The following is a 25452-nucleotide window of genomic DNA, read 5'->3' as shown; positions in this document are numbered from 1 at the left end:
ACGAGGAGGCTTCCGGACCGCCCGCGATCGCTAAGTGCCTGCAGCGGAAATCAACAGGGAAGTTTAACATAGCCATAAAATTAGTAAAGAAGACAATTTTTGAATTTAAGGAGTAGATCGAATGAGATTAGAAAAGCATTTGTTATCTATCTTAGAATCACTTCATGATGCAGTAATTGTCATTATTATGGACAGTACAATTGTCTATGTAAATAAAGCTTATTCTTTACAGTTTGGTGTTCCTGCAAAGAAAATAATCGGAAAAAAATTAAAGCAGATTGAGGAACACTCAAGAATTTTAGAGGTTTTAAAAGATGGCAAACCGAGAATAAATGATTGCAGCTACGTCCATTCTCTCAAAAAAGACGTATGTGCAAACATAACTCCATTAATAGAAAATGGTGAGATGATTGGTGTCGTTACAATCATGAAGGACATTTCAGAAATAACAAAAATGGAGGATGAATTAACGAAGTATAAAAGCGACGTTACGAAACTTCAAGAGCAATTGGATAGAAGAAACTTTTTTAAACTCGAAAGTCAATCACAGGTAATGAAAAAATCCGTTCATTTAACAAAAAATGTTGCCGACACGAATGCAACGGTAATCCTTTACGGTGAAAGCGGAGTTGGTAAGGAGATCTTTGCTACCGCCCTTCACGAGGCCAGTAAAAGGAATAATAATCCTTATATTGCCATAAATATTGCATCAATCCCAGATGCGTTATTTGAAAGTGAAATGTTTGGATATGAAGACGGTTCCTTTACAGGGTCAAGAAAAGGGGGAAAAAAAGGTCTTCTAGAAATGGCAAATGGAGGGACGCTTTTTCTAGATGAAATCGGTGAAATGTCTTTAAATGCTCAAGCGAAGTTGCTTAGAGTCATTCAAGAACGTCAATATCAAAAAGTAGGTGGCACAACACTAAATCCCTTAGATGTTAGGATCATTTGTGCAACTCACCGTAACTTAAAGGAAATGATTAAAGAAGGCAAGTTCAGAGAGGATTTATTTTATAGGATTAATGTTGTCCCAATCCATATTCCACCGCTCCGTGAAAGGAAAGAGGATTTGGCATTTTTGACGAATAATATTTTGCATGATTTATGTTTGAAGTATGGAAAACATGTAAGGATTGAAGAAGAAGTCATCTCCCGTATGAAACAATATGATTGGCCTGGAAACGTACGAGAACTTGTTAATGTGTTAGAAAGAATGATTGCAGTCTGTACTAAATCATATTTTGACCTAACAGATCTCCCTGAGTATCTATTTAATGAACAGCCTCTTTCCATGCCTAGCTCCAATCCTTCTGTTCATTCTATTTCAACTCCGAAAAAAACGAATAGGTTGGATATGATCTTAGAAAATGCAGAAAAGGAGCATATTGAATTTGTAGTGAGAAGCAGCAAAAATAAATCAGAGGCCATCCGAGAATTAGGAATGAGCCGAAAATCCTTCTATGCTAAAATAAAAAAATACCAAATTCAATAAAGTGAAACTTCCATCAGTGGGGGTTTTCTTTCATCCCCCACTGATGGTTAGTTGAACCAATCGGGCCTTTACGGGCAGTTGATCCCCACTTAGGTTTCTTTGATTCTTCCGCAACCTTGAAGTGGGGTCTTACTGCCCGTTAATCTGCGATAAAATATTTAAAGATAATAATGCTGGCATAAAACTTGCATTATATTCTTCTGAAAAGCCATCCTTTCGGAACAATGGGATTAAAAAAATGGGCATAGGAGGAAGAGTTAATGAAAGTAGATATTGAGAGAATGGAAGCTGAGCAAGCAAAAATCATTCTTCAGGAAACAGCAGGTTTAGCGATCATCACTATTCACAGACCTCAAAAAAGAAATGCATTAACAGCAAATATGTGGCAGCATTTATCAAAAGTAGGTAGAGAGATATTAGAGAATCCGAAAAATAAGGTTGTATTATTACGAGGAGCGGGGGAACAGTTTACAGCTGGATCGGATATTAAGGAATTTCATCAAATGACATTAGAGGAAGCAGAAGAATCATTCGTCCTTATGGAAGAGGCTATCTCAACATTTGAAAATTTGCCAATCCCTACAATCGGAGTCATTAATGGCCCAGCAATGGGGGCAGGGCTAGAGCTAGCACTTGCATGTGATCTTAGAATTGGCTCGGAAAAATCAAAATTAGGAATTCCTGTTGGTAAATTGGGCATCACACTAAATAATAAATTCGCACAGCGGCTAGTTGATTTGATTGGACCGAGCCTTGCCAAAGATTTGGTTTATACTGGAAGGGTATTAAAAGCTGAGGAAGCATACCGATTAGGAATGATCAATTATTTAGTAAATGAGGATAATCTTGATCGTTATGCGATTAGAATGGGAAAATTGGTTGCATCTCAGTCGCCAGCTTCATTACTTTCTATAAAGAAGTCGGTAAGCCAATGTGTAAATAGTGTCCCTGAATTATGGAAAGGAACTTCTAGATTTGTAGATACTTATGATTTTCCGGAAGGTGTGTCCGCTTTTGTTGAAAAAAGGATACCAAGATTTTCGCGCAGGACAACAAATGGGGAACAAGTAAAGTAAAGGAAGATCACTTTGCGCAGGAACTTCCTTTAATTCCTGTTCATTTAGAGAATATGACTTATAGCTGCAAACGTTTGTGTAGATGTGATTTCCAATTAGGCTGGATGAGTCCCTACCTAAATTCCCGATGTATCAACTACGGAAACGAGTTCATTTACCTATTTATTTTATTTTACTTTATTAATCAAGATGTTTATTGCGTGAAGTTCAATTTGTAAATTACGCAAAAAATGGTTGTAGATATCCTCTTGAAGAATTTCAATTTTCTCGTATAAGCTGCCGCATATTGGATATTTTATGTTCACCTTAATAGTAAAGGTCGGTAGCTGCTGCAAGTTCATCACAACTGATTCACATTTCACTATTTGTTCATGATTCAAACAGATAAACTCTACCATTTCTTGAAAAACTTTTTTATAAATCTTGATAGATCCCTTATGGAAATCAGGGTGGACGATTGTCGTTTCACCTATTCTTTCTTTTTTAGGCGAAAATATTTCTACCCCTTTTTGAATCATTCTCTTGAAGAAGTTTTGTTCCACTTGTTTATAAGGCAGAGGGATAACATGCGTTCCCTCGGTTTTTCTTATATATTGTGCAATTTTTATCTGACTGGAGGAGCGAATATCTTCAATATGATTGACTTGTTTTATTTCCCCTATTTCTAAGCGGCTGGCAATTAGTTTGACCATTTTGTCAGATGTTCCGATAATAAGAATCCTGCTGATGAAATGATTGCAAATAGCCTGCTGAACCTCTTGCTTATGCTGTTCATCAAAGAAGGTAGCTCGCTTTACCGCTGATATTGCGTTTTTCTCAAATTTTGCAGAGGTTCCAGCTATTTTCTGTCCGTTTAAAATTAACAGACCATCATCAATAATTGCGGTAATCTTTTTTTTGTATGCAAATGATAAGGCGATTGTACTTTTTCCAGTTCCACTTGGGCCGCTTAGCGAAAATATTTCCATATTATCCTCCTCATTTCTGCTCATTGTTAAAAAATTGTTTGTAAATTATGTTATAAAACCTCTTCGTAATGTTGGAAGAGGTTTTTATTGTTTTAGCTAAAATTCACTAATTAGCTGAGCTGTTTCATTTTGAAACAAATGTTTCCAAAGGATACAAGTGTATTTCTTTTGGAAACAAAATGTTCTAAAAATTCAGTTATAAAATCAGTAAATCAATCTTAAGCTTTTGGCATAAAAATTGCAAATATAGAAATAAGTCAAAATAATAGAGGTGAAAAAGAGGATGTCGAAAGTAAAATATGAAGAAAAAAACAGAATTGGGATCATTACAATTGATTCACCTCCAGTGAATTCCCTGGATCGCGAAGTTTTTGATCAGCTGGAAAGTGTTGTCACACAAATTGGTGCAAATGTAAACGTGATTATCATTGAAGGAGCTGGGACAAAGGCATTTGTAGCTGGTGCAGATATAAAGGAGTTTCCAGGATTAGCTCCGGAAGCAGGAGAAGCACTATGTACAAGAGGACAGTCGATTTTTAATTTGTTGGCTGAATTAAAGCAACCTGTCATTGCAGCAATTGATGGTTTCACATTAGGAGGAGGTTTAGAGCTTGCACTTGCTTGTGATATTCGGATCGCCACTGCCCGGTCGCAATTTGGACTTCCAGAAGTTAAGCTAGGCATAATTCCTGGGTATGGAGGTACGCAGAGATTACCGCGGCTGATTGGTATTGGAAAAGCGATGCAGTTAATTTTTACTGGAGACTTCATCTCAGCTGAAAAGGCTTATCAGATTGGGCTAGTTGAAGAAGTGACAGAAACTGATGCTCTGAGTAAAGCACTCGAGATTGCAAATTCCATTTCATCAAGGGGCCCAATTGCAGTGAAAGCTGCAAAAGAAGCGGTCATGAAGGGGATGCAAGTTTCTTTAAAGGAAGGATTAAGTCTTGAGGCAAAATTATTTGGAGATTTATGTACAACGGAAGATAAAGAAGAAGGAGTAGCTGCTTTCTTTGAAAAAAGAGAACCAGTATTTACAGGAAATTAAGGAGGAGTTTTAACATGAAGAAAATTGCAGTGATTGGTTTTGGAACAATGGGATCTGGCATTTCACAAGTATGTGTGGAAGCAGGCTATGAAGTAATCGCCATTGAAATGGAAAAATCTTATTTCGATCGCGGCCTTGCGCTAATAAAGAAAAACTGGAATAGGTCTATCGAAAAAGGAAGAATTGATGAAGCAAAGAGAGAGGAATATGAGCAATTACTTACAACTTCTACGGAATGGGAAGCGATTGCGGATGCTAATTTCGTTATTGAAGCTGTCAGTGAAGATATAGAGTTAAAAAAGGAAATATTTAAGAGAATTGATGAAATAGTGAATGAACAGGCGATAGTAGTAAGCAATACATCAGGCTTGAGTATTACAGAAATAGCAAGTGTGATGAATAATCCAGGAAGAGTTATGGGATTCCATTTCTTTAACCCTGTTCCGGTCATGAAATTAGTAGAGCTTATTAAAGGTTATGATACGACAGAAGAAACGTATCAGCAGTCAAAAGAATTAGTTGAATCACTGGGAAAAGAAGCGGTTTCTGTAAAGGAATCACCATTGTTTGCGGTTAATCGGATTTTAGTTCCAATGATCAATGAAGCAATATTTGTTTTACAAGAAGGTGTGGCAACTGCTGAGGATATTGATAAAGGTATGAGACTAGGTGCAAATCATCCAATTGGACCACTTGCACTAGCAGATTTAATTGGACTGGATACACTTTTATTTGTACAGGATTCACTTTATGAAGAAACACAGGATTCTAAATACCGTTCGGCTCCGCTATTGAGAAAGCTAGTAAGAGCAGGGCATCTTGGAAGAAAAACTGGAAAAGGCTTTTTCGAATATTGATAGGTTTATCGCAGATTAACGGGCAGTAAGACCCCCACTTCAAGTTTGCGAGAGAATCAAAGAAACCTAAGTGGGGGATCAACTGCCCGTAAAGGCCCGATTGGTTCAACTAACCATCAGTGGGGGATGAAAGAAAACCCCCACTGATGGAAGTTTCACTTTATTGGATTATAGAAAAGGAGGTAAATAGATGAGTAGCACCATAGGAGAATTAATTGAATGGTCAGCGATAAATTACCCTAATAAAACTGGGCTAATTTATCGGGAAAAGGAGCAAAGCTTTACCTTTCAAGAATTAAATGAAAAAGTAAACCAATTTGCTTCCTCCCTATCACAACTAGGTGTAAAAAAAGGTGATGTTGTTTCAACCTTCCTTTATAACACGAGTGAATTTGTTATTACTTTATTTGCTTCAGCAAAACTTGGTGCTATTTTCAATCCGATTAATTATCGGCTAACACCAAATGAGCTTCAATATATATTAAATGATGCTGGCTCCAAGGTTCTTATTTTTGAAAAAGATACAGCTAATGTCGTTGAAGAAACAACGAATCTGGGTGTCAATGTTTCACATTGTATTTACACAGATGAATATGTGCCACAATACGCAATGGATTTTTATAAGCTGCTTGAAACAGGATACTCATCAAAGCCAGATGTTACCGTAACCGAAGATGATATATATATCATGATGTACACGAGCGGGACGACTGGACGGCCAAAGGGAGTCATTCATAAGCATAGAGATATGGTTCATCATAATTTTTTGATGATTGAATGTATGAAACTCAGTAAAAATGATGTAGGACTTTCTGTTGCACCATTAAATCATACAGCAGAATTACATACATCTTTTCTTCCAAGAGTAATGGTAGGAGCAACTACTATAATTAAGCATCATTTTGAAGCGGAAAAGGTATTAAAGACCATTGAGGAAGAAAAGATTACCCATATATTTGCCGCCCCGACAATGGTAAACATGCTTTTGAATGTTAAAGAGTTTGAGAATTACGATCTTTCAACATTAAGGATTCTCGGTTATGGAGGCGCTTCCATGGCTCCAGTACTGATTAGAAGATTTCAAGAAAAGACAAATGCAGATCTAGTGCAAATGTTTGGGACAACAGAAATGGGTCCGGTAATGAGTGTCTTATATGCGGATGAGCAATTAGAAAGAGCGGGTTCGGCTGGAAAAGCTATTCTTACACATCAAATGAAAATTGCACGTGTACAAGAAGATGGAGGTCCAACTAATCCTAGTGATGAATGTGACATTGGTGAAATAGGTGAAATCCTTGTTAAAGGCCCGTGTATGATGAAGGAATATTACAGGCGTCCTGAGGCAACCGAAAAAGCACTGGCATATGGCTGGTATCATACTGGAGATATGGGATATGTAGATAAAGATGGATATGTCTGGATTAAAGATCGAATGGACTACATGATTAATTCCGGTGCAGAAAATGTATATCCGAGAGAAGTAGAAGACTCGATTCAAGAGCATCATGATGTGCTAGAGGTAGCTGTTATTGGAAAGTCTGACCCGTATTGGGGTGAAACCGTTGTCGCTTTTGTTGTAAAAAGAGAAGGAAGTTTGATAACGGAAAAAGATTTAGATCAATTTCTAATAGATGGGAAGAAATTAGCCAAGTATAAGCGCCCGAGGGAATATCACTTTGTAGAAAGTCTGCCAAAAACGACAAGCGGGAAGCTGCAAAAATTTGTTCTTGCGAAGGAGCTTTCCAAAGAAGAGGGGGGAGTTAAATGAAAGCAGAAAAGTTAATAAGCAATGATTTTGATTTATCTGATGAACATCTCGAAATTAAACAGGAAATTCATCGTTTAGCACAAGAGCGAATTAAGCCAAGGGCAATGGAAATTGACGAAAAAGCCGAATACCCTATGGATATTTTACACCTTCTTTCTGAGTATGGTTATATTGGTGCAAATATGCCAGCGGAGTATGGTGGCTTGGGACTTGACTTATTAAGCTTCTGTCTAGTCGTAGAGGAAATATCACGTGTTTGTGCATCCTCTTCACAAGTAGCTGTTGTTCAAGAACTAGGAACATTGCCAATCATTATTGGCGGAAATGATGCTTTGAAAAAAAGATTTATTCCAGACTTAGCAGCAGGGAAAAAAATTGCCGCCTACGCATTAACTGAACCGAACGCGGGCTCTGACGTAAGGAGCTTAAAAACACGTGCTGAGCGTGATGGAGATTCGTATATTTTAAACGGACAGAAAATGTTTATCAGCAATGGTGGGGTAGCAGACATCTATTCAGTGTTTGCCCAAACTGAAAAAGGAATTACGGCCTTTGTCGTTGAGAAAGATACCCTTGGTTTTCATGTCGGTAAATTAGAAAAGAAAATGGGAATAAAAGGCTCACCAACAGCCCAGCTCTATTTCGAAAACTGCAGAGTACCTGTGGAAAATAGAATTGGTGAAGAGGGAGAAGGCTGGCTGATTGCGATGAAGACTTTTGATAAATCGAGGCCAACTGTAGCAGCTCAGGCTTTAGGGATTGCACAAGGTGCTTTTGATTTAGCAGTGAAATATGTACAAGAGAGAGAACAGTTTGGCAAAAGTATTGCCTCATTCCAAGCGGTACAATTCATGCTTGCAGATATGGCAACACAAATAGAGGCTGCACGGGGTCTTGTATATAAAGCAGCTTCAAAAGTAAATGAAATAACTTCAACTGGAAAAAATCCAGAATTAACGAAAAGCTCTTCAATGGCCAAGATGTTCGCTTCAGATGTTGCGATGAAGGTGACAACAGATGCAGTACAGCTTTTAGGGGGTTATGGATTCATCCATGAATATGAGGTTGAAAGAATGATGAGAGACGCAAAAATAACACAAATTTATGAGGGAACAAACCAAATTCAACGATTAATTATCGCGAGAAATCTTTTAGGAGGAAGGCAATGAAAAAATATAAGATCATGTTTATTCATGGAGCAGGCGGAACAAAAAACAAATGGCGTGCCATGAAAGATTACTGTGAAGAGGCACTTTATGAAGCTATTGATCTTCCAGGACATGGAGAAAATGAGTTTAATCTTATTACTTCCATTCAAGATCATGCCGCCTATATTGACCAATCTATTCAGGAAGACACGATTGTCGTTGGCCATTCAATGGGTGGGTTAATTGCGCTTGAATTGGCTGCAAGAAACAAACGTGTAAAGGGAATTGTCCTCGCAGCAAGCTTTTATGAATTGCCTGTGCACCCAAAAATACTTGATAAGCTGGCTAATGGTGAGTTTCCAAGCTCATTGTTTCATGCGTCATACAGCAGTGATGTTGCCGAGTCGTTGCTTGAGGAAGAAAAGAAAGAGATGAATAAGGTTCCAATTGAAATTACTTATGCAGATTTTAAAGCATGTAATAGCTATTTAGAAGGAGCTGAAAGACTTTCTGCTTTAGACATTCCGATTTGTGCCATTTTAGGAAAACAGGATAGGCTTTTGCCAAGTGAACCGGAAAAATTGCTGAAAAATATAAAACGAGAGATGAGTATTGTCGAAATCGATGGCTCTGGCCACTATATTATGCTAGAAAAACCAGAGGAATTTTTTGAAGCATTGACATTGTTTACTCAAGAATTAGAGCAACAAACAGTCTAAATTGAGCAAAAATTGAATGATTATCGATAATCTAGGGGAGTGAAAGGGAAATGGGATTATATAGGAAAAGGAATGACGGTGGTGAACAACCTTATGCGCTTGGACCTCTAAAGTTTAGACTTCCATTTATTCATTATAAATTTGAATATCCTGACTGGATTCAAGGAGCCATTTTATGTGTGGTTCCTATGGGAATTACAGCAGTCATGATGGACGTACTGGGGATTCCATTTGAATTAGCAATTGCCTTTGTTATTATTAACAATTTTCTTTACCTTCTTCATACCCATTTTGGTGACCCTTCAATTGCTGGATGGATCACTGCTGGCATTCCCTTGTATGTAGGGTTTTTAAAAGGTTTTCCTGAGGGAGAAGCAAGAATTCTTGCTCTCATCGCCTTACAATTAACTGTTGCCCTTTTATTTTTGCTCATGGGAATCTTTAAAGGAGCAGATACCCTTGTCAAGCGATTACCTATTTCCCTCAAAGCTGGAATACTCCTTGGTGCAGGATTTGCAGCAATCTTTGGAGAGTTCTCCCTAAATGGTAGAGTTTGGACAATGCCTATTACGATTCTATTAGGTGCTGCCTTTTGTTTTTTCATGATGTTTTCGAAAACAGCAGAACCTTTAAGAAAGAAATACTCTCTTTTCCGTTATATTGCTCAATTTGGAATAGCCATTCCCTTTGCCCTTTCCTATTTAATTGGTATGCTAATCGGCGAGGTTAAGGTACCAGAGATAACATGGAATTTCATACCATTACCAATCGGCGAAATTATTTCCAATTATAGTGTGTTTGGGTTAGGATTTCCTCCATTTGAATATTTCATGAAAGCGCTTCCGTTGGCTGTTGCAGCGTATATTATCGCTTTTGGTGATATATTAGTAGTTAACTCTCTCATTGATGAGGCTAATGAGGTTCGCAAAGACGAGAAAATTATTTTTAGTGCTAGTAGAAATAGTATTATCGTTTCAATTAGAAACTTTATACAAGGAATATTTATGCCATACTTACCTTTATCAGGTCCACAATGGACTGGTGGACAAGTATTGGTCATTAATCGATATATGAACAACGGCCGCAAGCAAGTAGATAGTTATTGGGGAGGTGCGACAGGGATATTCTGGGGAATGAGCATTGCGCTTATGCTTGGACCAATCGTATCCTTGTTCAAACCTGGTATTAATATTGGAATGGCATTAACTATGCTAATACAAGGCTATTTATGCGGCTACTTAGCTATGGAAGTGTTAAAGGAAAAAGGAAATTTAGAAAAAGGAATAGCAGTTATTATTGGTGCAATCCTTGCAACCAAGGGGGCAGCATGGGGCCTTGGTGTCGGTATTGTATTATGGCTCCTTCTTGAGAAAAACTGGGTTAAAGATATGAAAGAAGATACAAGCGAAACAAAAACTGCTTAATTATTGTAGAATTAAAATTCAGAATGTTATGATACGAAAGAAGGGAAGAAAATGTTTCTTCTCTCTTTCTTATTAAAAAGAGTTGGAGGTATATAAATTGCTATATATCAATGGAGAGTGGGTCGAATCTGAAACTAATCGTTCATTTCCTGTATATAATCCTGCCAATGGCGAAGAAATCGGAGAAGTTGCCGATGGGAATCGAAATGATACAAAAAAGGCTATTGAAGCAGCTGCCCAAAGCTTTAAGACTTGGTCTAAATTAACAGCATATGAACGTTCAAGTTACTTATACAAAGCCTATCAGATCATGATGGAAAGAAAAGAAGAACTTGCTCGCTTAATGACAATCGAGCAAGGAAAACCATTAAAAGCTTCACGTAATGAGGTCCAATATGGCGCAGATTTTTTATTATGGTATGCGGAAGAAGCTAAACGAGTTTACGGAGAGATTATACCAGCGCAGAGAAGAGATCAAAGGTTTTTGGCAATCCGACAGCCAGTAGGTGTAATAGGTGCTATTACTCCATGGAATTATCCAGTTTCTATGATTACTAGGAAACTAGCTCCTGCTCTTGCTGCAGGCTGCACAGTTGTATTAAAACCCGCTGAGGAAACTCCTTTATGTGCAAAGGAAGTGTTTAAGGTTTTAGCGGACGCAGGAATTCCGAATGGAGTCATAAATTTAGTTTCTTCTGCTAATCCAGAGGAGATTGGCGAGGAATTATTATCAAACAAGGCGGTTAAAAAAATTACGTTTACCGGATCAACGAATGTTGGAAAGCTATTAGCAGAAAAAGCAGCAAGATATGTTAAAAGAATCTCCATGGAATTAGGGGGACATGCTCCATTTATTGTTTATGATGATGCTGATCCAGTCCATGCAGCTAAAGGCGTTTCATTAGTGAAGTTTTTGAATACAGGGCAAGCCTGTATAAGTCCAAATCGAATCTTCGTTCATCGGTCAATTGCTGAAGAATTTACGAATACTCTTATTGAACGAGTTAATAAGCTAAGAGCAGGCAATGGATTAGAAGAAGGGGTTAGTATTGGCCCGCTTGTTAATGAAGCCGCAATCGAAAAGGTGGATGATCAAGTAAAGGATGCTATTGAGAGGGGGGCATCCTTGAAAATTGGCGGCAATCGAATGATAGAAAATGGACTAGGCAAAGGAAATTATTATGCCCCAACTATTTTGTCGGGAATCAATAAAGAGATGAAAATATTTAGTGAAGAAACCTTTGGTCCAGTTGCACCCATTATCATTTTCGATTCTGACGAAGAAGTAATGGAGATGGCAAATGATACGAATTATGGACTCGCTGCATATGTCTATACTAATAATTTATCAAGAGCGATGAGAGCATTTGAAGAATTGAACTTCGGAATTATTGGGATAAATGATATAAATCCTACATCTGCTGCCGCGCCTTTCGGAGGTATGAATGAAAGCGGGTTAGGCAGAGAAGGTGGAAGAGAAGGAATCGAAGAGTATTTAGAAACGAAGCTTGGCGGATTTTCTATCTAATTTTTAGATGGTGTAAAAGCTCAGTGTTGATAATGCTATTTTGTTCTTGATTGGAGCGGAAATCAACAGGGAAGTTTAACACAGCCAATTCTTAAAATATTAAAATTTAAAAACTATTTACTTTCCTACCAATGTAAAAAGAGTTATTAATAGAGCGGCGGGTTCGATGAATCTCTCGAGATGAGTGATGATTTCGTAAATAAAAGCTCTAGGATAGCAAAATCGCTCCCGCCTGCTATTAAATTTAATCTTCTTTAAAATGGGCTCTACCTAGGATAGCTTGTATGCATCCAAAATCAATCCAGTACCTGTATCTGCAATAAATTCATATTGCTCTACACGATCACCTTCTTGTCTAGATATTCCGCCACGATATATATCGTATTTTAGGTGGCCCTTTTCGTATTTCTCTGATTGCATTTGAATCCACGAACCGCTAATTGGCCCCGCTTTCTTAAAAGCATTTTTTGCATTAGCCAATGCTTTTTCAGGTGAGACGGTAGTTTTTTGTGCAAGCAACTCTCTAGCTGCATATCCACTAGCTAATCCAACTCCCACACCTAATATAAATGATTTCCAGTTCATAAACACTCCCCCAGATGAGAATAAATAAACACGAATAATACATACATTTTAAAAATTAAGTATAAGCTTTGTCGGGTAAGAAATGTCTAGCTCCACAAGGAAGGCTTCGACAGCGTAAGCATCGCACGACCAAAAGGAAGCTTTTTGGGAGGACGTCGCGTTTTTGTCGACCTCTCGGGTCTAAGCCAGTCCGCCAAGAAGGTTAAAGAACAACCTTCCTGTCGGCCAGTCTTATGCTTGCCTTAGGGTGATCACTAAGGAAAGCTCCTTAGAATAATCATCGCAGGAACAATCTGAACTTTGATTGTTCCGAAGGTGCTTGCGCTTTTCTGTCTACTGTACCATCTTATCAAAGAACAGGCTCGGATAAAAACATTTAGAGTGGTAAGTAGAATTAAAGTTCTGTAAAATAAAAATAACATAAATTTCTTAATGAAAATAAAGGAGCATAAAGATGAACGAGAAAACAAGACAGCTTTTTAAAACATTAACTGAGCTGCCAGGTGCGCCGGGAAATGAACATTTAGTACGTAATTTCATGCGAGAACACCTTAGTCAATTTGCTGATGAAGTTGTTCAGGATAAACTAGGAAGTATTTTTGGAATAAAAAGAGGTGACGAAAATGGTCCAACTATTATGGTTGCAGGCCATATGGATGAAGTTGGTTTCATGGTCACTTCAATTACTGACAATGGCATGCTGCGCTTTCAAACGTTAGGCGGTTGGTGGAGCCAAGTATTATTGGCTCAAAGAGTACAGATTATGACGAGTAATGGGCCTGTCATTGGTGTGATTGGCTCTATTCCACCACATCTTTTGGATGAAGCTAAACGCAGTAAGCCAATGGAAATAACAAATATGTTAATTGATATCGGTGCTGATAATCGTGAGGATGCTGAAAAAATTGGGATTAAGCCTGGTCAGCAAATTGTCCCTATTTGTCCTTTTACACCTATGGCCAACGAAAAGAAAATTATGGCAAAAGCATGGGACAATCGCTATGGCTGTGGATTAGCGATAGAGCTTCTAGAAGAAGTAAAAGATGAAAAGCTGCCTAATATCCTTTATTCAGGAGCAACCGTCCAAGAAGAAGTTGGTCTTCGAGGCGCCCAAACCGCTGCCAACATGATTAATCCAGACATTTTCTTCGCATTGGATGCTAGCCCAGCAAATGATATGTCAGGCAGCAAAGATGAGTTCGGGCAGCTAGGTAAAGGGACTCTCTTGAGAATTTTAGACCGTTCCATGGTGACTCATCGAGGAATGAGAGAATTCATCCTTGATACGGCTGAAAAGCATAATATACCTTATCAATATTTTGTATCTCAAGGAGGTACAGATGCAGGACGAGTTCATCTATCCAATGAAGGTGTTCCAAGTGCTGTAATCGGTATTTGCTCTCGCTATATTCATACACATGCTTCGATTGTACATGTAGACGATTACGCTGCAGCGAAGGAATTACTAATAAAGCTTGTCAAGTCGTGTGACCGTACAACGGTTGAATCTATTCGTCAAAATAGTTAAAAAAGCAAATACTTTCTTAGCAAAGAGGCAGCCATTTTGTTGCCTCTTTTCGGTTCCATTTTTAAGGAGTGCGTATTATGAAAATAATAATTGGTTCTAAGAATCCAGCTAAGATTAAAGCAGTTGAAACCGTATTTCATAGCTATCAAGCTGAATTTATATCAGTCAATGTTCCATCCGGAGTTAGAAATCAGCCATTTTCAGATGAAGAGACAATGAAAGGTGCCATTAATAGAGCTTACAGTGCCTTAAAAGAAGGTGGCGGGGATATTGGGATTGGACTCGAAGGTGGGGTTCAGGAGACGGAATATGGGTTATTTTTGTGTAATTGGGGAGCACTTGCAGAGGAGGGAAAGCCTCCAATTATTTCTGGTGGTGCTAGAATCCCTCTCCCAAAGAAAATTGCAGACAGATTGCATTCCGGAGAAGAACTTGGTCCAGTAATGGATAGATTTACAGATAAAGAGGATGTTAGGAAAAAAGAAGGGGCAGTAGGAATCTTTACAAATGGAAAAATCAGCCGGTCTGAAATGTTTACACATGTGGTTAAGCTTCTTGTTGGCCAATACGAGTATAGATCTAAATAGGATTTAGGGTGGTTTTCTATACAAAGGTAGTGAAAATATGGTTTCTTGTTACAATTTAGTCAAAGGGTTGCCAGATGATCAATAAGAAATGTATGATAGAAAAGGATTATAGATTTTCCTGGCAAGGAGGAAAAAAGTATGAGAAGCCATTATAAAGCTGCCTTGCTCTTGTTTTTTGCTATTATACTGCTGAGTGCTTGTTCTGCTTCATTAAAAGAAGAGCAAAAAGTGACAATGGATACTGTAAATAAAGCCTTCAACAATAAACCAAAAGAGACAAATAATGAAAATGAAGATATCAAGTTCTATTTACCATTTGGTTTTGAAGTAGAAGAAGAGTCACCAAACAATATCATTCTAAAAAATGGCTCGAAAAAATATATACTATTTTATAATCAGCATGAAGGCCCTGATAGTAAAGTTGTGTATGATGCTACACTAAAGCAAAATGAGTATGATTTAAAAGAAACATATAATGAAAATGGAAAGTTTGGATTTCTATTAATAAAAAATAATGACAAAAAAATGAATGAAATGACAATCGGTGTTGGTGGAGTAAAAATTACGACCAATACAAAAACAAAAAGTTTATCAACCGAAGCAAGTTCAATGATCGATATCGTTCAATCCGTTAAGATGAAATAAGAAAAAGCGAAGGTTGCCCTTTCGCTTTTTTATTTCATCTTCTTTTTTCGTATTTTTATTTTTTGGAGAGTAGATAGTAAACGATTACTTGATTTTTGTACGATTTTATCATCTGTGTTTTCTTCAACATCATCTAGTTTGAAAAATATTCATAAAATTTAATTTTATTTAATTATAGAACTTATTTTCTATAATGACAATATGTAAAAATAGGTCAAAAGTAATACAAAGAGGTAATATACGCTGAAAAAGATGATTCCTAAGGCCTTAGAAGCGTACTTAAGTAACCAAAAGATCAGCTCCCAATTCTTGAAGGTGGTTTAGCGCATTTTATTAGCTTAGCTATAATAAGTTTGTTATTATCAAAATATATGAAATGAGAAAAAAGTCGATTTAAATATCGTGATATAGAAATTCACACAGGAGGAGATCGAAATGAAAAAGCTTGAAACAATGGAGCAATTTGAACAGCTTAGAGATCATGGAAAGCATATTTTTATGTTTTCTGCTGATTGGTGTCCGGATTGTCGCATAATTGAACCAATTCTTCCAGAAGTTGAAGCGAAATATCAAGATTATACCTTTATCTATATTGACCGCGACCAATTTATTGATTTATGTATTCAGCTTGATGTGTTCGGCATTCCAAGCTTTATTGGCTTCCAAGATGGGAAAGAACTTGGCCGTTTTGTCAGCAAAGATCGAAAAACACAAGAAGAAATTGAGAATTTTATTAATCAACTGGATCAGTAAAATGATAACCCTCCATCCTTTTAGATGGGGGGCTTTTAGTGTACAATTTTTATAGATAAATACTTGCCTAGCTTCAGCTTTTCTTCTAAGGAGGGACTAATATGAAAATGAATAGTATAAAAATGAAAAAAGAATTAGAAAAACGATTAACAAATTCCAATCGAGTTTTTTTATTTGATAAGAAAAAGGATGAACTTCGCATTGAAAACAAAGAAACTGGAAAAGGAATTACAATTTCATTGCCAGGAATTATTGCTAAATGGGAAGTACAAAACGTGAAGGCAATTGACGAGGTCGTCTATTACGTTGAAGAAGGATTACAGGCAATGGAAGGAAGAGCAATTCAGTTATCAGGATATGAAAAGAATATATTTCCAGTTATTCGTTCAACTTCATTCCCGACTGAATCTGAGGAAGATGTTCCATTTTTAACAGATGAACATACAGCAGAAACAAGAATTTATTATGCACTCGATCTTGGAACAACCTACCGGCTTATTGATACAAAGCTTATGCAAAAAGAAGGATGGGCCCATGAAAGAATAAAAGAAATTGCTTTATTTAATGTACGCTCGCTTTCAACAGATTTGAAAAGTGATACAGTTGCTGGAAATACTTTTTATTTTTTAAATAAAAATGACGGATATGATGCAAGCAGACTTTTAAATGATTCTTTTCTTAAGGAAGTGGAAAAGAAAATAATTGGTACAATGGCAGTGGCAGTCCCTCATCAGGATGTTCTTATTATTGCAGACATAATGAATGATACAGGCTATGACATTCTCGCTGAAATGACAATGAGCTTTTTCGCAAGCGGGAGAGTACCAATTACAGCTTTGTCCTTTTTATATGAAAACAGTGAGCTTGAACCAATATTTATCCTTGGCCAAAATCGAAAGAAGTAGATAATTCATAACAAAAAGTTTTAGGGATCACAAAGTTCAGCTGTGGTCTTTTTGTGCGACGGACAGTCGCATAGAGTGTTGACTAGTCAACACTCTTCTTTTCTTTATTTGACAGAGACGTCATTTCGATGAAGCCATGAGAGTGGTTTCCCTACTTTATTTATTACAAAAATTCCCTTCGATTATGACAAAATTATTTTATTTTTATCGAAATATTTAACCATTAAAAACAATCTCTTATTTTTTCTTCAAAAATCGAGAAATACTGATAAAATAAAACTTCACCCGTTGGGGATTTTTTTATTCCCAATGGGTGTTAGTTGAGTAAATTACGCTTAGAACGCTACATCCTCCCGGAAGCTGTTCTTTTGGTCGAGAGATGTATTGCTGACGAAGTGCTCTCTGTCCTGTGGCTTTCGCTTGGCGGACATTCCTGTAAAGCTATCGAAGTCTTTCATGTTTTGTTCGTCCTCGGGCTTTAACAGACAGTTAACCGTATTAAACATACTAATTGGGTTTCCCAAACATTTTGTAGGGGTTTTACTGCTTGTAAAACTGCGATAAAATGGATGGGATAGAATCGAAGAAAGAGTTGGTATAAAATGAGTTGGATTAAAAAGCTATTTCAAATGTTCAGAGATGATGAGGATCAGAATGAATATAATCAAGAAAATATGATTCATAATCATCAAGATTATGAATCTGAAACATACAGTCAAAAAGGTTCTTCTAAAGATGTAAACGCAAAGGTTGTTTATCAATATCCAAAAGGACAATTCCGTTTTCCACTGATCCCTGATGATAACCATGAGCAAAAAACAAAAGGTGAAAGAAAACGAAGCAATGAAAGAGAAAAAGCGTCATTCTCACCAAAAACAAAAGAAGAAAAGCCTATAAGAAATCCAAAACATCAAAATGCTGCTACACCTAAAAATAATAATGAAAAGGAAGTTTCCAAAAGAAAAAGGCCTTTTCAGCCAACGGAAATTCCATCTCCGATCTATGGGTATAATCGCCCTAAGACAGAAGTTACTAATAGGCAGGTAGAGACAGAACCGATAGAATATGAACTAACTGATAGCGTCTCTGAAGAAATGAAAGGAGAGCTCGTGCTTAAAGAGGGGCTAAGATCTATAAATGAAGAGTTAATGGATCATTCTTCACATGAAAACACGAATAAGATAGAAGCACTAGCGGATCAGTTAGTTGAAAATCAGCAAGAAGCACCTTATTTCTCAGCTTCAGTATTGGAGACTCAAGAGAGTATATCTGAAGAATCATCAAACTCTATAGATCATTTTCAAGTGATAGAAGAGAAAGAAGACCTCGAAACCTGGAATAGTGGTTTTGAAATAAATAATGAAGAGAAGGTCAGTGAAAATTCGAAGATAATTGTTGACCAAGAAAGAAAAGAAGAACAAAACGAGAGCAGGATTCCAAATGAAGAAAGTAAATTAGAGGAGAAAATCTCATCTCCTACTAGAAAGCATATACCATTTAATGTCATAATGCTCAAAAATGATAAACAAAAGTTTACCGAGAAAACAGAAACAATTCCATCATCTACAATAGAAAAAAATTTCTTACGCGATGAGGAAACTAAGTCAGATACAATTTCAGTTGAAAAACCATTCTTGGATGAGGACATTTCATATTATGAATTTCCTTACAAAAGCTTGCTTAATCCTCCGGTCTATCAAGAAAAATCCTCTGACTGGCTAATTGAGCAAGAAGAATTATTGAACTCGACATTAATAAACTTTAATGTTCGAGCGAAAGTTGTCAATGTTACGCAAGGGCCATCGGTTACAAGGTTTGAAGTCCAGCCAGAACCAGGCGTTAAGGTAAATAAAATTACAAATCTCACTGACGATATTAAATTAAGCTTAGCAGCAAGGGATATTAGAATTGAAGCACCTATTCCAGGAAAACATACGATTGGGATTGAAGTGCCGAACAAAGCAAGCAGGCCGGTATTTATTAGTGAAATCATTAATAGCCCAGTGTTTAATGATCATGCATCTCCATTAACGGCTGTTCTTGGATTAGATATAGGCGGGAATCCAATCGTAACAGATTTAAGGAAAATGCCACACGGTTTAATTGCTGGTGCAACTGGATCAGGGAAAAGCGTGTGCATTAATTCAATTCTTGTCAGTCTTTTATACAAAGCCACACCTGACGAATTAAAGCTAATATTAATTGATCCAAAAATGGTTGAACTGGCTCCTTATAATCAAATTCCACATCTAGTTAGCCCTGTTATAACGGATGTGAAGGCGGCAACTGCTGCCTTAAAATGGGCTGTGGATGAGATGGAGCGTCGATATGAGTTGTTTGCCCATGCGGGCGTTAGGGATATTAACCGTTTTAATGAGGTTGCTGAAGAACATAAGCGCTATTCTGACAAGCTTCCATATATGGTTATCATTATTGATGAGCTCGCAGACTTAATGATGATGTCACCTGCAGATGTAGAGGAAGCGATTTGCCGGATTGCCCAAAAAGCAAGAGCCTGTGGAATACATTTAATTATTGCTACACAAAGACCATCCGTTGATGTCATAACAGGATTAATAAAGGCGAATGTTCCGACGAGAATTGCTTTCTCTGTATCATCCCAAATCGATTCTCGGACAATTATTGATATTAGTGGTGCTGAAAAACTACTTGGACGAGGAGATATGCTATTCTTAGAAAATGGCTCATCCAAGCCTGTTCGTCTTCAAGGCACATATGTTTCCGATCAGGAAATTGATGCTGTCGTTGCCCATGTAAGAAAGGAACGAGCCCCTGAATATTTATTTGAACAAGAGGAGTTACTGAAAAAGACACAGGCCATTGAAGAGGAGGATGAACTTTTCTATGAAGCCTGCGAGTTTGTTATTGATCAAGGAGCTGCTTCAACATCGAGTCTCCAAAGAAGATTTAAAATCGGTTATAATCGAGCAGCACGGCTGATTGATATGATGGAGAAACAAGGGTATATTTCAGAAACACGTGGAAGCAAGCCTAGAGAGGTTCTGATAACAGATGAAGAACTTGAATCTATTTTAGACACTAGTACAATAAATTAATAAATGGTATCCTTTACTTGCATGTTTTAAGCTAATAGAAAAGTTTTAGTTTATAGCTAACTAAAATGGTTACGAACATTCGATATAGATTCAGCTTATGAGATCACATAAGGTTAACATAGCTTTCGCCGGAAGGACATGGCGAACACCAATTTTTCTAATTATGTATTTGAGGAGCTTTAGGAATGAAGGAAATTGAACTTAAGGTAAAAGGGGAAATAAAACGCCTCACAAATCAGACATTCAAATTTGACGAAAGGGTCAGAGATGGCTGGTTTTCTGCGGTATATTTTTTAAAAACTAGAGATATTGTAAATAAATATCATAAAGATAATATTGTTACGATGCAATTTTTTCAAAAAAATCATGCTGTTCTTTGTGGTACGGATGAAGCAATTGCTCTTATAAAAACTTTTGCTGATAATCCGGATGAACTTGAAATATATTCTTTAAAGGATGGTGACCAAATCTCACCATTTGAAACCGTATTAACCATTATGGGGCGATATCAAGACTTTGGTTATCTAGAGGGAGTGATAGATGGGATTCTCTCTCGTCGAACTTCAGTCGCTACAAATGTGTATAATGTTGTGAAAGCTGCAAGCGTATCTGGGAAACAGAAGCAGGTCATCTTCATGGGTGACCGTGATGACCACTATACCACTCAAGCAGGGGATGGATATGCGGCTTTCATAGGTGGAGCAACAGCACAAGCCACTCATGCTATGAATGAATGGTGGGGGAAAAAGGGCATGGGCACGATGCCTCATGCACTTATTCAGATGTTCAACGGAGATCTTGTTGCTGCAACGAAGGCTTATCAGGATACATTTCCGGAAGATGAATTAGTTGCTTTAGTTGATTATAATAATGATGCAATCACTGACTCTCTAAAAGTAGCAAGAACTTTTGGGAAGGATTTGAAAGGTGTACGCATTGATACTTCTCGTACAATGATTGACCAATATTTCCTTAGAAACCAGCACTTACTAGGTACGTTTGACCCGCGAGGAGTTAATGCAGAATTAATTTTTGCCCTTAGAAAAGCACTGGATGATGAAGGGTTTAATCATGTGAAAATTGTTGTAAGCGGAGGTTTTAATGAATCTCGCATACTTGAATTTGAAGAGCGTGGCGTTCCTGTAGACTTGTACGGAGTAGGCAGCAACTTATTAAAAATTAATATAGGATTTACAGGAGATAATGTATTAATTAATGGCAAACATGCTGCAAAGGCTGGTAGACGGTACCGTCCAAACCCTCGCCTTGAAAAGGTAGACTAAACAAAGAAAAGAGTAATGTGCAAAAGGAACGCAGACTAAAACCGCCACGTCCTCCCAAAAGCTCTGCTTTTGGTCGTGCGATGTATTATAGCTGACGGTGCTTTCCTTGTCCTGTGGCAACGTCTGCATGACCCGCATCCTGCGGGCCTCAAGCATAAGGCGAGCCTCCAAGAAGGTTGCTCTTTAACCTTCATGGAGGATTTGACTTATGACCTCGAGCCGATGGCACAAGATGCTAGACAAAACGGCATGAATAGATCAAGCTGGGATTTCATTACATAGTTTTTAAAAATAAATAGTGCTATAATGTTTGAATATGATGATCAGTGGGCTGTAAAGCTTTAAGAGAAGTTAGAGTTACACTTAAAAATATTTAAAGTTTATACTCTATAATCAATAAGAACGACAGTCCTATTTCAAATTGATGTCCATAAATGGGATATGCGCATAACTAGATAAATGTCATATACTATTTTACAGATATACGATGGTTGGAGGTTCTTTATATGACTATTTACCATTTCGTAGGTATTAAGGGGTCCGGCATGAGTGCCTTGGCACAAATTCTTCATGATATGAAATTTGAGGTGCAAGGCTCAGACTATGAAAAACACTTTTTTACACAAAGGGCCCTTGAGCAATCAGGAATAAAGATCCTTCCCTTTCAAAAGGAAAATATTAAGCCTGGTATGACGATAATTGCTGGAAATGCATTTCCGGATTCTCATGAAGAGATTCAAGAAGCAATGGAGCTTGGATTGCCTGTTATTCGTTACCACCGTTTTCTTGGTGACTTTTTGAAAAGATTCACGAGTGTCGCTGTGACAGGTGCTCATGGGAAAACTTCAACTACAGGCTTGCTGGCACATGTAATGAAAGGTGCTAAACCAACTTCATTCCTTATCGGTGATGGAACTGGTAGCGGAGACGAGAACGCTGAGTTTTTTGTATTTGAAGCTTGTGAATATAGAAGGCATTTTTTGTCTTATTTTCCTGATTATGCAATTATGACGAATATTGATTTCGACCATCCTGATTACTTTGCCAATATTGATGATGTGTTTTCTGCATTTCAGGAAATGGCATGGCAGGTTAATAAGGGTATCTTTGCATGCGGTGATGACGAGCAATTGCAAAGGATTCAAGCAAAGGTACCAGTGGTTTTTTATGGCTTTGGAGAAGAAAATGACTTTCAGGCTCGAAACATTATTAAAACGACTGAAGGAACCACTTTTGATGTATTTGTGAGAAACACTTTTTTTGAAACTTTTTTCATTCCTGCATTTGGAGATCATAATATATTAAACTCCTTGGCAGTTATTGCCCTTTGTCAATATGAAGAAATCGATGCACACATTGTCCAGGATTACCTTAAATCCTTTAGTGGAGTGAAAAGAAGATTCACAGAGAAGCAGGTAGGAACACAAATAATCATAGATGATTATGCACATCATCCGACTGAAATTAAGGCCACCATTGATGCGGCAAGACAGAAGTACCCTGAACGCGAAATTATTTTCGTATTTCAGCCACATACATTTACAAGAACACAGGCATTTCTTGATGACTTTGCAGAGAGTTTAAATTTAGCTGATAAAGTTTATATATGTGAAATTTTCGGTTCTGCCCGTGAAAACCATGGAAAATTATCAATCAAGGATTTAATAGGGAAAATTCCTGGTGCTGAAAAAATAATAGAAGAAGAAACGGCTGTTTTAAAATCTCATGAAAATAGCGTAATTATTTTTATGGGAGCTGGAGATGTTCAGAAGTTTCAGGAGGCATACGAGAGTCAATTATTATTATAAAATTGACCATGAATGAATCAATATTAAAGGATGCAGCTATACTGACTGCATCCTTTTTTCTGTAAAATAAGAAGGTATAATTTTTCTCGAGTTAGAGAAATGTCTAGCTCCGAAGTACAGGACGTACTAGTGTCGACGTTGCCACAGGACGTGGCGTTCTTAGTCGACCAGCGCCTACCCCGGACGTACAGGACGTACGAGTGTCGACAATGAGACAGGACGTCGCGTTTTTGTCGACCTCGAGGTCATAAGGCAGTCCGCCAAGAAGGTTAAAGAGCATCCTTCCTGTCGGCCTGTCTTATGCTTGTCGGGGGTGAGCACTAAGGAAAGCTCCTTAGAATAATCATCGCAGGAACAATCTGGTTTTTGATTGTTCCGAAGGCGCTTGCGCTTTTCTTATTTCAAGTTTTCTGGGTTCAGTGCTTCAAGTTCAGGAATGACAAAACGGCCGTCTTTGCGAATTAAACAATCATCGAAATAAATTTCACCGCCGCCGTAATCTGGTCGCTGGATGTTGACCATATCCCAATGAATATTTGATTTATTGCCATTATTAGCCTCGTCATAGCATTGGCCTGGCGTGAAATGGAAGCTTCCATCAATTTTCTCATCAAATAAAATATCCTGCATTGGATGTAATATATATGGATTTACACCGATGGCAAATTCTCCGATATAGCGGGCACCTTCATCTGTATCAAAGATTTTGTTTATTCTCTCAGTATCATTGGCTACTGCTTCAACAATTTTTCCATCCTTAAAGGATAACTTCACATTCTCAAACGTAAAGCCATTATAAGGTGATGGTGTATTGTATGTGATGACTCCATTTACAGAATCACGAACTGGTGCTGTATAGACTTCTCCGTCTGGAATATTCATCTGTCCAGAGCATTTTATTGCTGGAATATCTTTAATGGAGAAGGTTAAATCTGTTCCAGGACCAGTAATCTTTACTTTATCTGTTTTATTCATTAATTCAACGAGATTATCCATTGCTTTGTCCATTTTTCCGTAGTCAAGATTACATACATTAAAATAGAAGTTCTCAAAACCCTCTGTGCTCATTTTCGCTAATTGAGCCATTGAGGAGGTTGGGTATCTGAGAACAACCCATTTTGTTTTTGGTACACGAATTTCACGATGGACCTTCTTCCCAATCGTTGATCCATGGATTTTCATTTTTTCATCCGGTACGTCAGAATGTTCATTAATGTTATCCCCAGAGCGGAGACCTATGTATGCATCCATTTGACTCATAACATTTGCTTCAAAATCCGCCATCATATTAAATTGTTCTTCCTGTGCACCAAGGAGGAGTGAACGGTCAACTTGATGATCTTTCAATAAAACAAATGGAAATCCGCCAGCAGCATATGCTTCTTTTACAAGAGCTGTAACAAGTTCTCTTTGTAATCCGAAGTTTTCAATAAGAACTTTCTCACCTTTTTGAAGTTGTACAGAATAGTTAATTAAATTTTTTGCAAGTGTTTCAATACGAGGATCCTTCATCTAATCTATCCCTCCGATAAAACTATTTCGATTTACAATAAATATTGTATCCTAATTTTTCTTTTTTGTTTAATAATATATTTTCACTTTTGACAAATATGTTAAAATGTCCAGTGTACATAGAATCTTTGAAATAAGAAGAAGGATTTTTGTTCTATTAAATGGTATTTTATTAAGAGGGAGGTTTATGTCCATTACATCTAGGTAAAAAGATAATAGCAGTCAAACGGAGGTTATTAAATTGCAAATTATTATGTATTTAAGTATAGCAGTAATCGCAATTGCGTTTTTAATTCTAGTCATTTATTTATCAAAAACATTGAAATCCTTGCAAATTACTTTAGAAAGTGTTTCTAAAACATTAAGTGGTTTAGAGGGTCAGTTAGATGGAGTAACGAGAGAAACAACCGCTTTACTCCAAAAAACGAATGCATTAGCAGAGGATATTCAACAAAAATCTGAAAATCTAAATAGTGTTGTTCATGCTGTTAAAGATGTTGGAGAATCTGTTCGAGGATTTAATAATTCTATTAAAAGGATTACTAGCTCTGTTAACGAGCAGCTAGAAGAAAATCAAGATAGAATATCGCAAGTCGTTCAATGGGGGCAAGTTATCCTGGAGCTCAAGGATAAGTGGAAAATGAGAAAGCAGGCTCATGAAATTGTAGAAGACAAGAGTGAACCCCAAAAAATGGGCAAGCAAGAGCCTCAGAAAAAATGGATTCGAAGTAGAAATTAAAA

21 protein-coding genes are annotated in these 25452 nt (G+C 37.3%); 18 read left to right on the top strand and 3 right to left on the bottom strand.

Annotation, left to right across the window (positions count from 1 at the left end; translation table 11 throughout):
- The first annotated feature begins 121 nt into the window (after nucleotides 1–121).
- A complete protein-coding gene (locus KHA94_RS15915) occupies nucleotides 122–1492 on the top strand; it encodes a sigma-54 interaction domain-containing protein (protein WP_213103099.1) in 1371 nt (456 codons plus the stop codon).
- A 260-nt stretch (nucleotides 1493–1752) separates the two neighbouring features.
- Nucleotides 1753–2568: an enoyl-CoA hydratase/isomerase family protein gene (locus KHA94_RS15910; RefSeq protein WP_213103098.1), complete on the top strand. Its 816-nt coding sequence runs from the start codon at nucleotides 1753–1755 to the stop codon at nucleotides 2566–2568.
- A gap of 167 nt (nucleotides 2569–2735) precedes the next feature.
- Here KHA94_RS15910 and KHA94_RS15905 read toward each other — a convergent pair whose 3' ends face one another.
- Complete coding sequence (locus KHA94_RS15905; protein ID WP_213103097.1) at nucleotides 2736–3536, bottom strand: hypothetical protein; 801 nt, start codon at nucleotides 3534–3536, stop codon at nucleotides 2736–2738.
- Nucleotides 3537–3819: 283 nt separating this feature from the next.
- Between KHA94_RS15905 and KHA94_RS15900 the strand changes: the two genes are divergently transcribed.
- The 7 genes from KHA94_RS15900 (at nucleotide 3820) to KHA94_RS15870 (ending at nucleotide 12028) form a co-directional block, all read left to right on the top strand.
- Complete coding sequence (locus KHA94_RS15900) at nucleotides 3820–4584, top strand: enoyl-CoA hydratase/isomerase family protein (RefSeq protein ID WP_213103096.1); 765 nt, start codon at nucleotides 3820–3822, stop codon at nucleotides 4582–4584.
- A gap of 14 nt (nucleotides 4585–4598) precedes the next feature.
- Nucleotides 4599–5441 (top strand): 3-hydroxyacyl-CoA dehydrogenase NAD-binding domain-containing protein, encoded by an 843-nt coding sequence (locus KHA94_RS15895; protein WP_213103095.1) that lies wholly within the window; start codon nucleotides 4599–4601, stop codon nucleotides 5439–5441.
- Between the two features lie 190 nt (nucleotides 5442–5631).
- Complete coding sequence (locus KHA94_RS15890; protein WP_213103094.1) at nucleotides 5632–7209, top strand: long-chain-fatty-acid--CoA ligase; 1578 nt, start codon at nucleotides 5632–5634, stop codon at nucleotides 7207–7209.
- A complete protein-coding gene (locus KHA94_RS15885) occupies nucleotides 7206–8378 on the top strand; it encodes an acyl-CoA dehydrogenase family protein (protein ID WP_213103093.1) in 1173 nt (390 codons plus the stop codon). Before KHA94_RS15890 ends, KHA94_RS15885 begins: the two co-directional genes overlap by 4 nt.
- Entirely contained in the window at nucleotides 8375–9076 is a 702-nt protein-coding gene (locus KHA94_RS15880) for an alpha/beta fold hydrolase (protein WP_213103092.1), read from the top strand. The genes KHA94_RS15885 and KHA94_RS15880 overlap by 4 nt, the downstream gene beginning before the upstream one ends.
- 50 nt (nucleotides 9077–9126) lie before the next feature.
- Nucleotides 9127–10500, top strand: coding sequence for a hypothetical protein (locus KHA94_RS15875; protein ID WP_213103091.1), 1374 nt, complete (start codon nucleotides 9127–9129; stop codon nucleotides 10498–10500).
- Between the two features lie 97 nt (nucleotides 10501–10597).
- Nucleotides 10598–12028: an NAD-dependent succinate-semialdehyde dehydrogenase gene (locus KHA94_RS15870; protein WP_249365513.1), complete on the top strand. Its 1431-nt coding sequence runs from the start codon at nucleotides 10598–10600 to the stop codon at nucleotides 12026–12028.
- Between the two features lie 270 nt (nucleotides 12029–12298).
- Here the strand turns inward: KHA94_RS15870 and KHA94_RS15865 are convergent, their stop codons facing one another.
- Entirely contained in the window at nucleotides 12299–12613 is a 315-nt protein-coding gene (locus tag KHA94_RS15865) for a hypothetical protein (RefSeq protein WP_213103089.1), read from the bottom strand.
- 454 nt (nucleotides 12614–13067) lie between these two features.
- Between KHA94_RS15865 and KHA94_RS15860 the strand changes: the two genes are divergently transcribed.
- From KHA94_RS15860 to murC, 8 genes are all read left to right on the top strand, one after another.
- Nucleotides 13068–14141: a M42 family metallopeptidase gene (locus KHA94_RS15860; protein WP_213103088.1), complete on the top strand. Its 1074-nt coding sequence runs from the start codon at nucleotides 13068–13070 to the stop codon at nucleotides 14139–14141.
- 77 nt (nucleotides 14142–14218) lie between these two features.
- A complete protein-coding gene (locus tag KHA94_RS15855) occupies nucleotides 14219–14728 on the top strand; it encodes a DUF84 family protein (protein ID WP_213103087.1) in 510 nt (169 codons plus the stop codon).
- Nucleotides 14729–14866: 138 nt separating this feature from the next.
- Nucleotides 14867–15373, top strand: coding sequence for a hypothetical protein (locus KHA94_RS15850; protein ID WP_213103086.1), 507 nt, complete (start codon nucleotides 14867–14869; stop codon nucleotides 15371–15373).
- Nucleotides 15374–15808: 435 nt separating this feature from the next.
- Nucleotides 15809–16126: a thioredoxin family protein gene (locus KHA94_RS15845; RefSeq protein ID WP_213103085.1), complete on the top strand. Its 318-nt coding sequence runs from the start codon at nucleotides 15809–15811 to the stop codon at nucleotides 16124–16126.
- 101 nt (nucleotides 16127–16227) lie between these two features.
- Nucleotides 16228–17031: a DUF1444 domain-containing protein gene (locus KHA94_RS15840; RefSeq protein ID WP_213103084.1), complete on the top strand. Its 804-nt coding sequence runs from the start codon at nucleotides 16228–16230 to the stop codon at nucleotides 17029–17031.
- 602 nt (nucleotides 17032–17633) lie between these two features.
- Entirely contained in the window at nucleotides 17634–20108 is a 2475-nt protein-coding gene (locus tag KHA94_RS15835) for a DNA translocase FtsK (protein ID WP_213103083.1), read from the top strand.
- 185 nt (nucleotides 20109–20293) lie between these two features.
- Nucleotides 20294–21391 (top strand): nicotinate phosphoribosyltransferase, encoded by a 1098-nt coding sequence (locus tag KHA94_RS15830; RefSeq protein WP_213103082.1) that lies wholly within the window; start codon nucleotides 20294–20296, stop codon nucleotides 21389–21391.
- Between the two features lie 506 nt (nucleotides 21392–21897).
- Entirely contained in the window at nucleotides 21898–23199 is a 1302-nt protein-coding gene (gene murC, locus KHA94_RS15825) for a UDP-N-acetylmuramate--L-alanine ligase (protein ID WP_213103081.1), read from the top strand.
- A gap of 396 nt (nucleotides 23200–23595) precedes the next feature.
- Here the strand turns inward: murC and KHA94_RS15820 are convergent, their stop codons facing one another.
- Nucleotides 23596–24711 (bottom strand): aminopeptidase, encoded by a 1116-nt coding sequence (locus KHA94_RS15820; protein ID WP_213103080.1) that lies wholly within the window; start codon nucleotides 24709–24711, stop codon nucleotides 23596–23598.
- 253 nt (nucleotides 24712–24964) lie between these two features.
- Here KHA94_RS15820 and KHA94_RS15815 point away from each other — a divergent pair, with 253 nt between their 5' ends.
- Nucleotides 24965–25450, top strand: a complete 486-nt coding sequence (locus KHA94_RS15815; protein ID WP_420828173.1) for a DUF948 domain-containing protein — start codon at nucleotides 24965–24967, stop codon at nucleotides 25448–25450.
- Nucleotides 25451–25452 lie beyond the last annotated feature (2 nt).

Origin of the sequence: Cytobacillus citreus (genome assembly GCF_018343665.1) — a bacterium.
GTDB classification, from domain to species: Bacteria; Bacillota; Bacilli; order Bacillales; family Cytobacillaceae; genus Cytobacillus; species Cytobacillus citreus.
This window is presented reverse-complemented; position numbering and strand designations above follow the sequence as displayed.

Coding starts and splice junctions, on each gene's coding strand:
- KHA94_RS15915 (WP_213103099.1), top strand. CDS start 122: ATGAGATTAGAAAAGCATTTGTTATCTATCTTAGAATCACTTCATGAT.
- KHA94_RS15910 (WP_213103098.1), top strand. CDS start 1,753: ATGAAAGTAGATATTGAGAGAATGGAAGCTGAGCAAGCAAAAATCATT.
- KHA94_RS15905 (WP_213103097.1), bottom strand. CDS start 3,536: ATGGAAATATTTTCGCTAAGCGGCCCAAGTGGAACTGGAAAAAGTACA.
- KHA94_RS15900 (WP_213103096.1), top strand. CDS start 3,820: ATGTCGAAAGTAAAATATGAAGAAAAAAACAGAATTGGGATCATTACA.
- KHA94_RS15895 (WP_213103095.1), top strand. CDS start 4,599: ATGAAGAAAATTGCAGTGATTGGTTTTGGAACAATGGGATCTGGCATT.
- KHA94_RS15890 (WP_213103094.1), top strand. CDS start 5,632: ATGAGTAGCACCATAGGAGAATTAATTGAATGGTCAGCGATAAATTAC.
- KHA94_RS15885 (WP_213103093.1), top strand. CDS start 7,206: ATGAAAGCAGAAAAGTTAATAAGCAATGATTTTGATTTATCTGATGAA.
- KHA94_RS15880 (WP_213103092.1), top strand. CDS start 8,375: ATGAAAAAATATAAGATCATGTTTATTCATGGAGCAGGCGGAACAAAA.
- KHA94_RS15875 (WP_213103091.1), top strand. CDS start 9,127: ATGGGATTATATAGGAAAAGGAATGACGGTGGTGAACAACCTTATGCG.
- KHA94_RS15865 (WP_213103089.1), bottom strand. CDS start 12,613: ATGAACTGGAAATCATTTATATTAGGTGTGGGAGTTGGATTAGCTAGT.
- KHA94_RS15860 (WP_213103088.1), top strand. CDS start 13,068: ATGAACGAGAAAACAAGACAGCTTTTTAAAACATTAACTGAGCTGCCA.
- KHA94_RS15855 (WP_213103087.1), top strand. CDS start 14,219: ATGAAAATAATAATTGGTTCTAAGAATCCAGCTAAGATTAAAGCAGTT.
- KHA94_RS15850 (WP_213103086.1), top strand. CDS start 14,867: ATGAGAAGCCATTATAAAGCTGCCTTGCTCTTGTTTTTTGCTATTATA.
- KHA94_RS15845 (WP_213103085.1), top strand. CDS start 15,809: ATGAAAAAGCTTGAAACAATGGAGCAATTTGAACAGCTTAGAGATCAT.
- KHA94_RS15840 (WP_213103084.1), top strand. CDS start 16,228: ATGAAAATGAATAGTATAAAAATGAAAAAAGAATTAGAAAAACGATTA.
- KHA94_RS15835 (WP_213103083.1), top strand. CDS start 17,634: ATGAGTTGGATTAAAAAGCTATTTCAAATGTTCAGAGATGATGAGGAT.
- KHA94_RS15830 (WP_213103082.1), top strand. CDS start 20,294: ATGAAGGAAATTGAACTTAAGGTAAAAGGGGAAATAAAACGCCTCACA.
- murC (WP_213103081.1), top strand. CDS start 21,898: ATGACTATTTACCATTTCGTAGGTATTAAGGGGTCCGGCATGAGTGCC.
- KHA94_RS15820 (WP_213103080.1), bottom strand. CDS start 24,711: ATGAAGGATCCTCGTATTGAAACACTTGCAAAAAATTTAATTAACTAT.
- KHA94_RS15815 (WP_420828173.1), top strand. CDS start 24,965: ATGTATTTAAGTATAGCAGTAATCGCAATTGCGTTTTTAATTCTAGTC.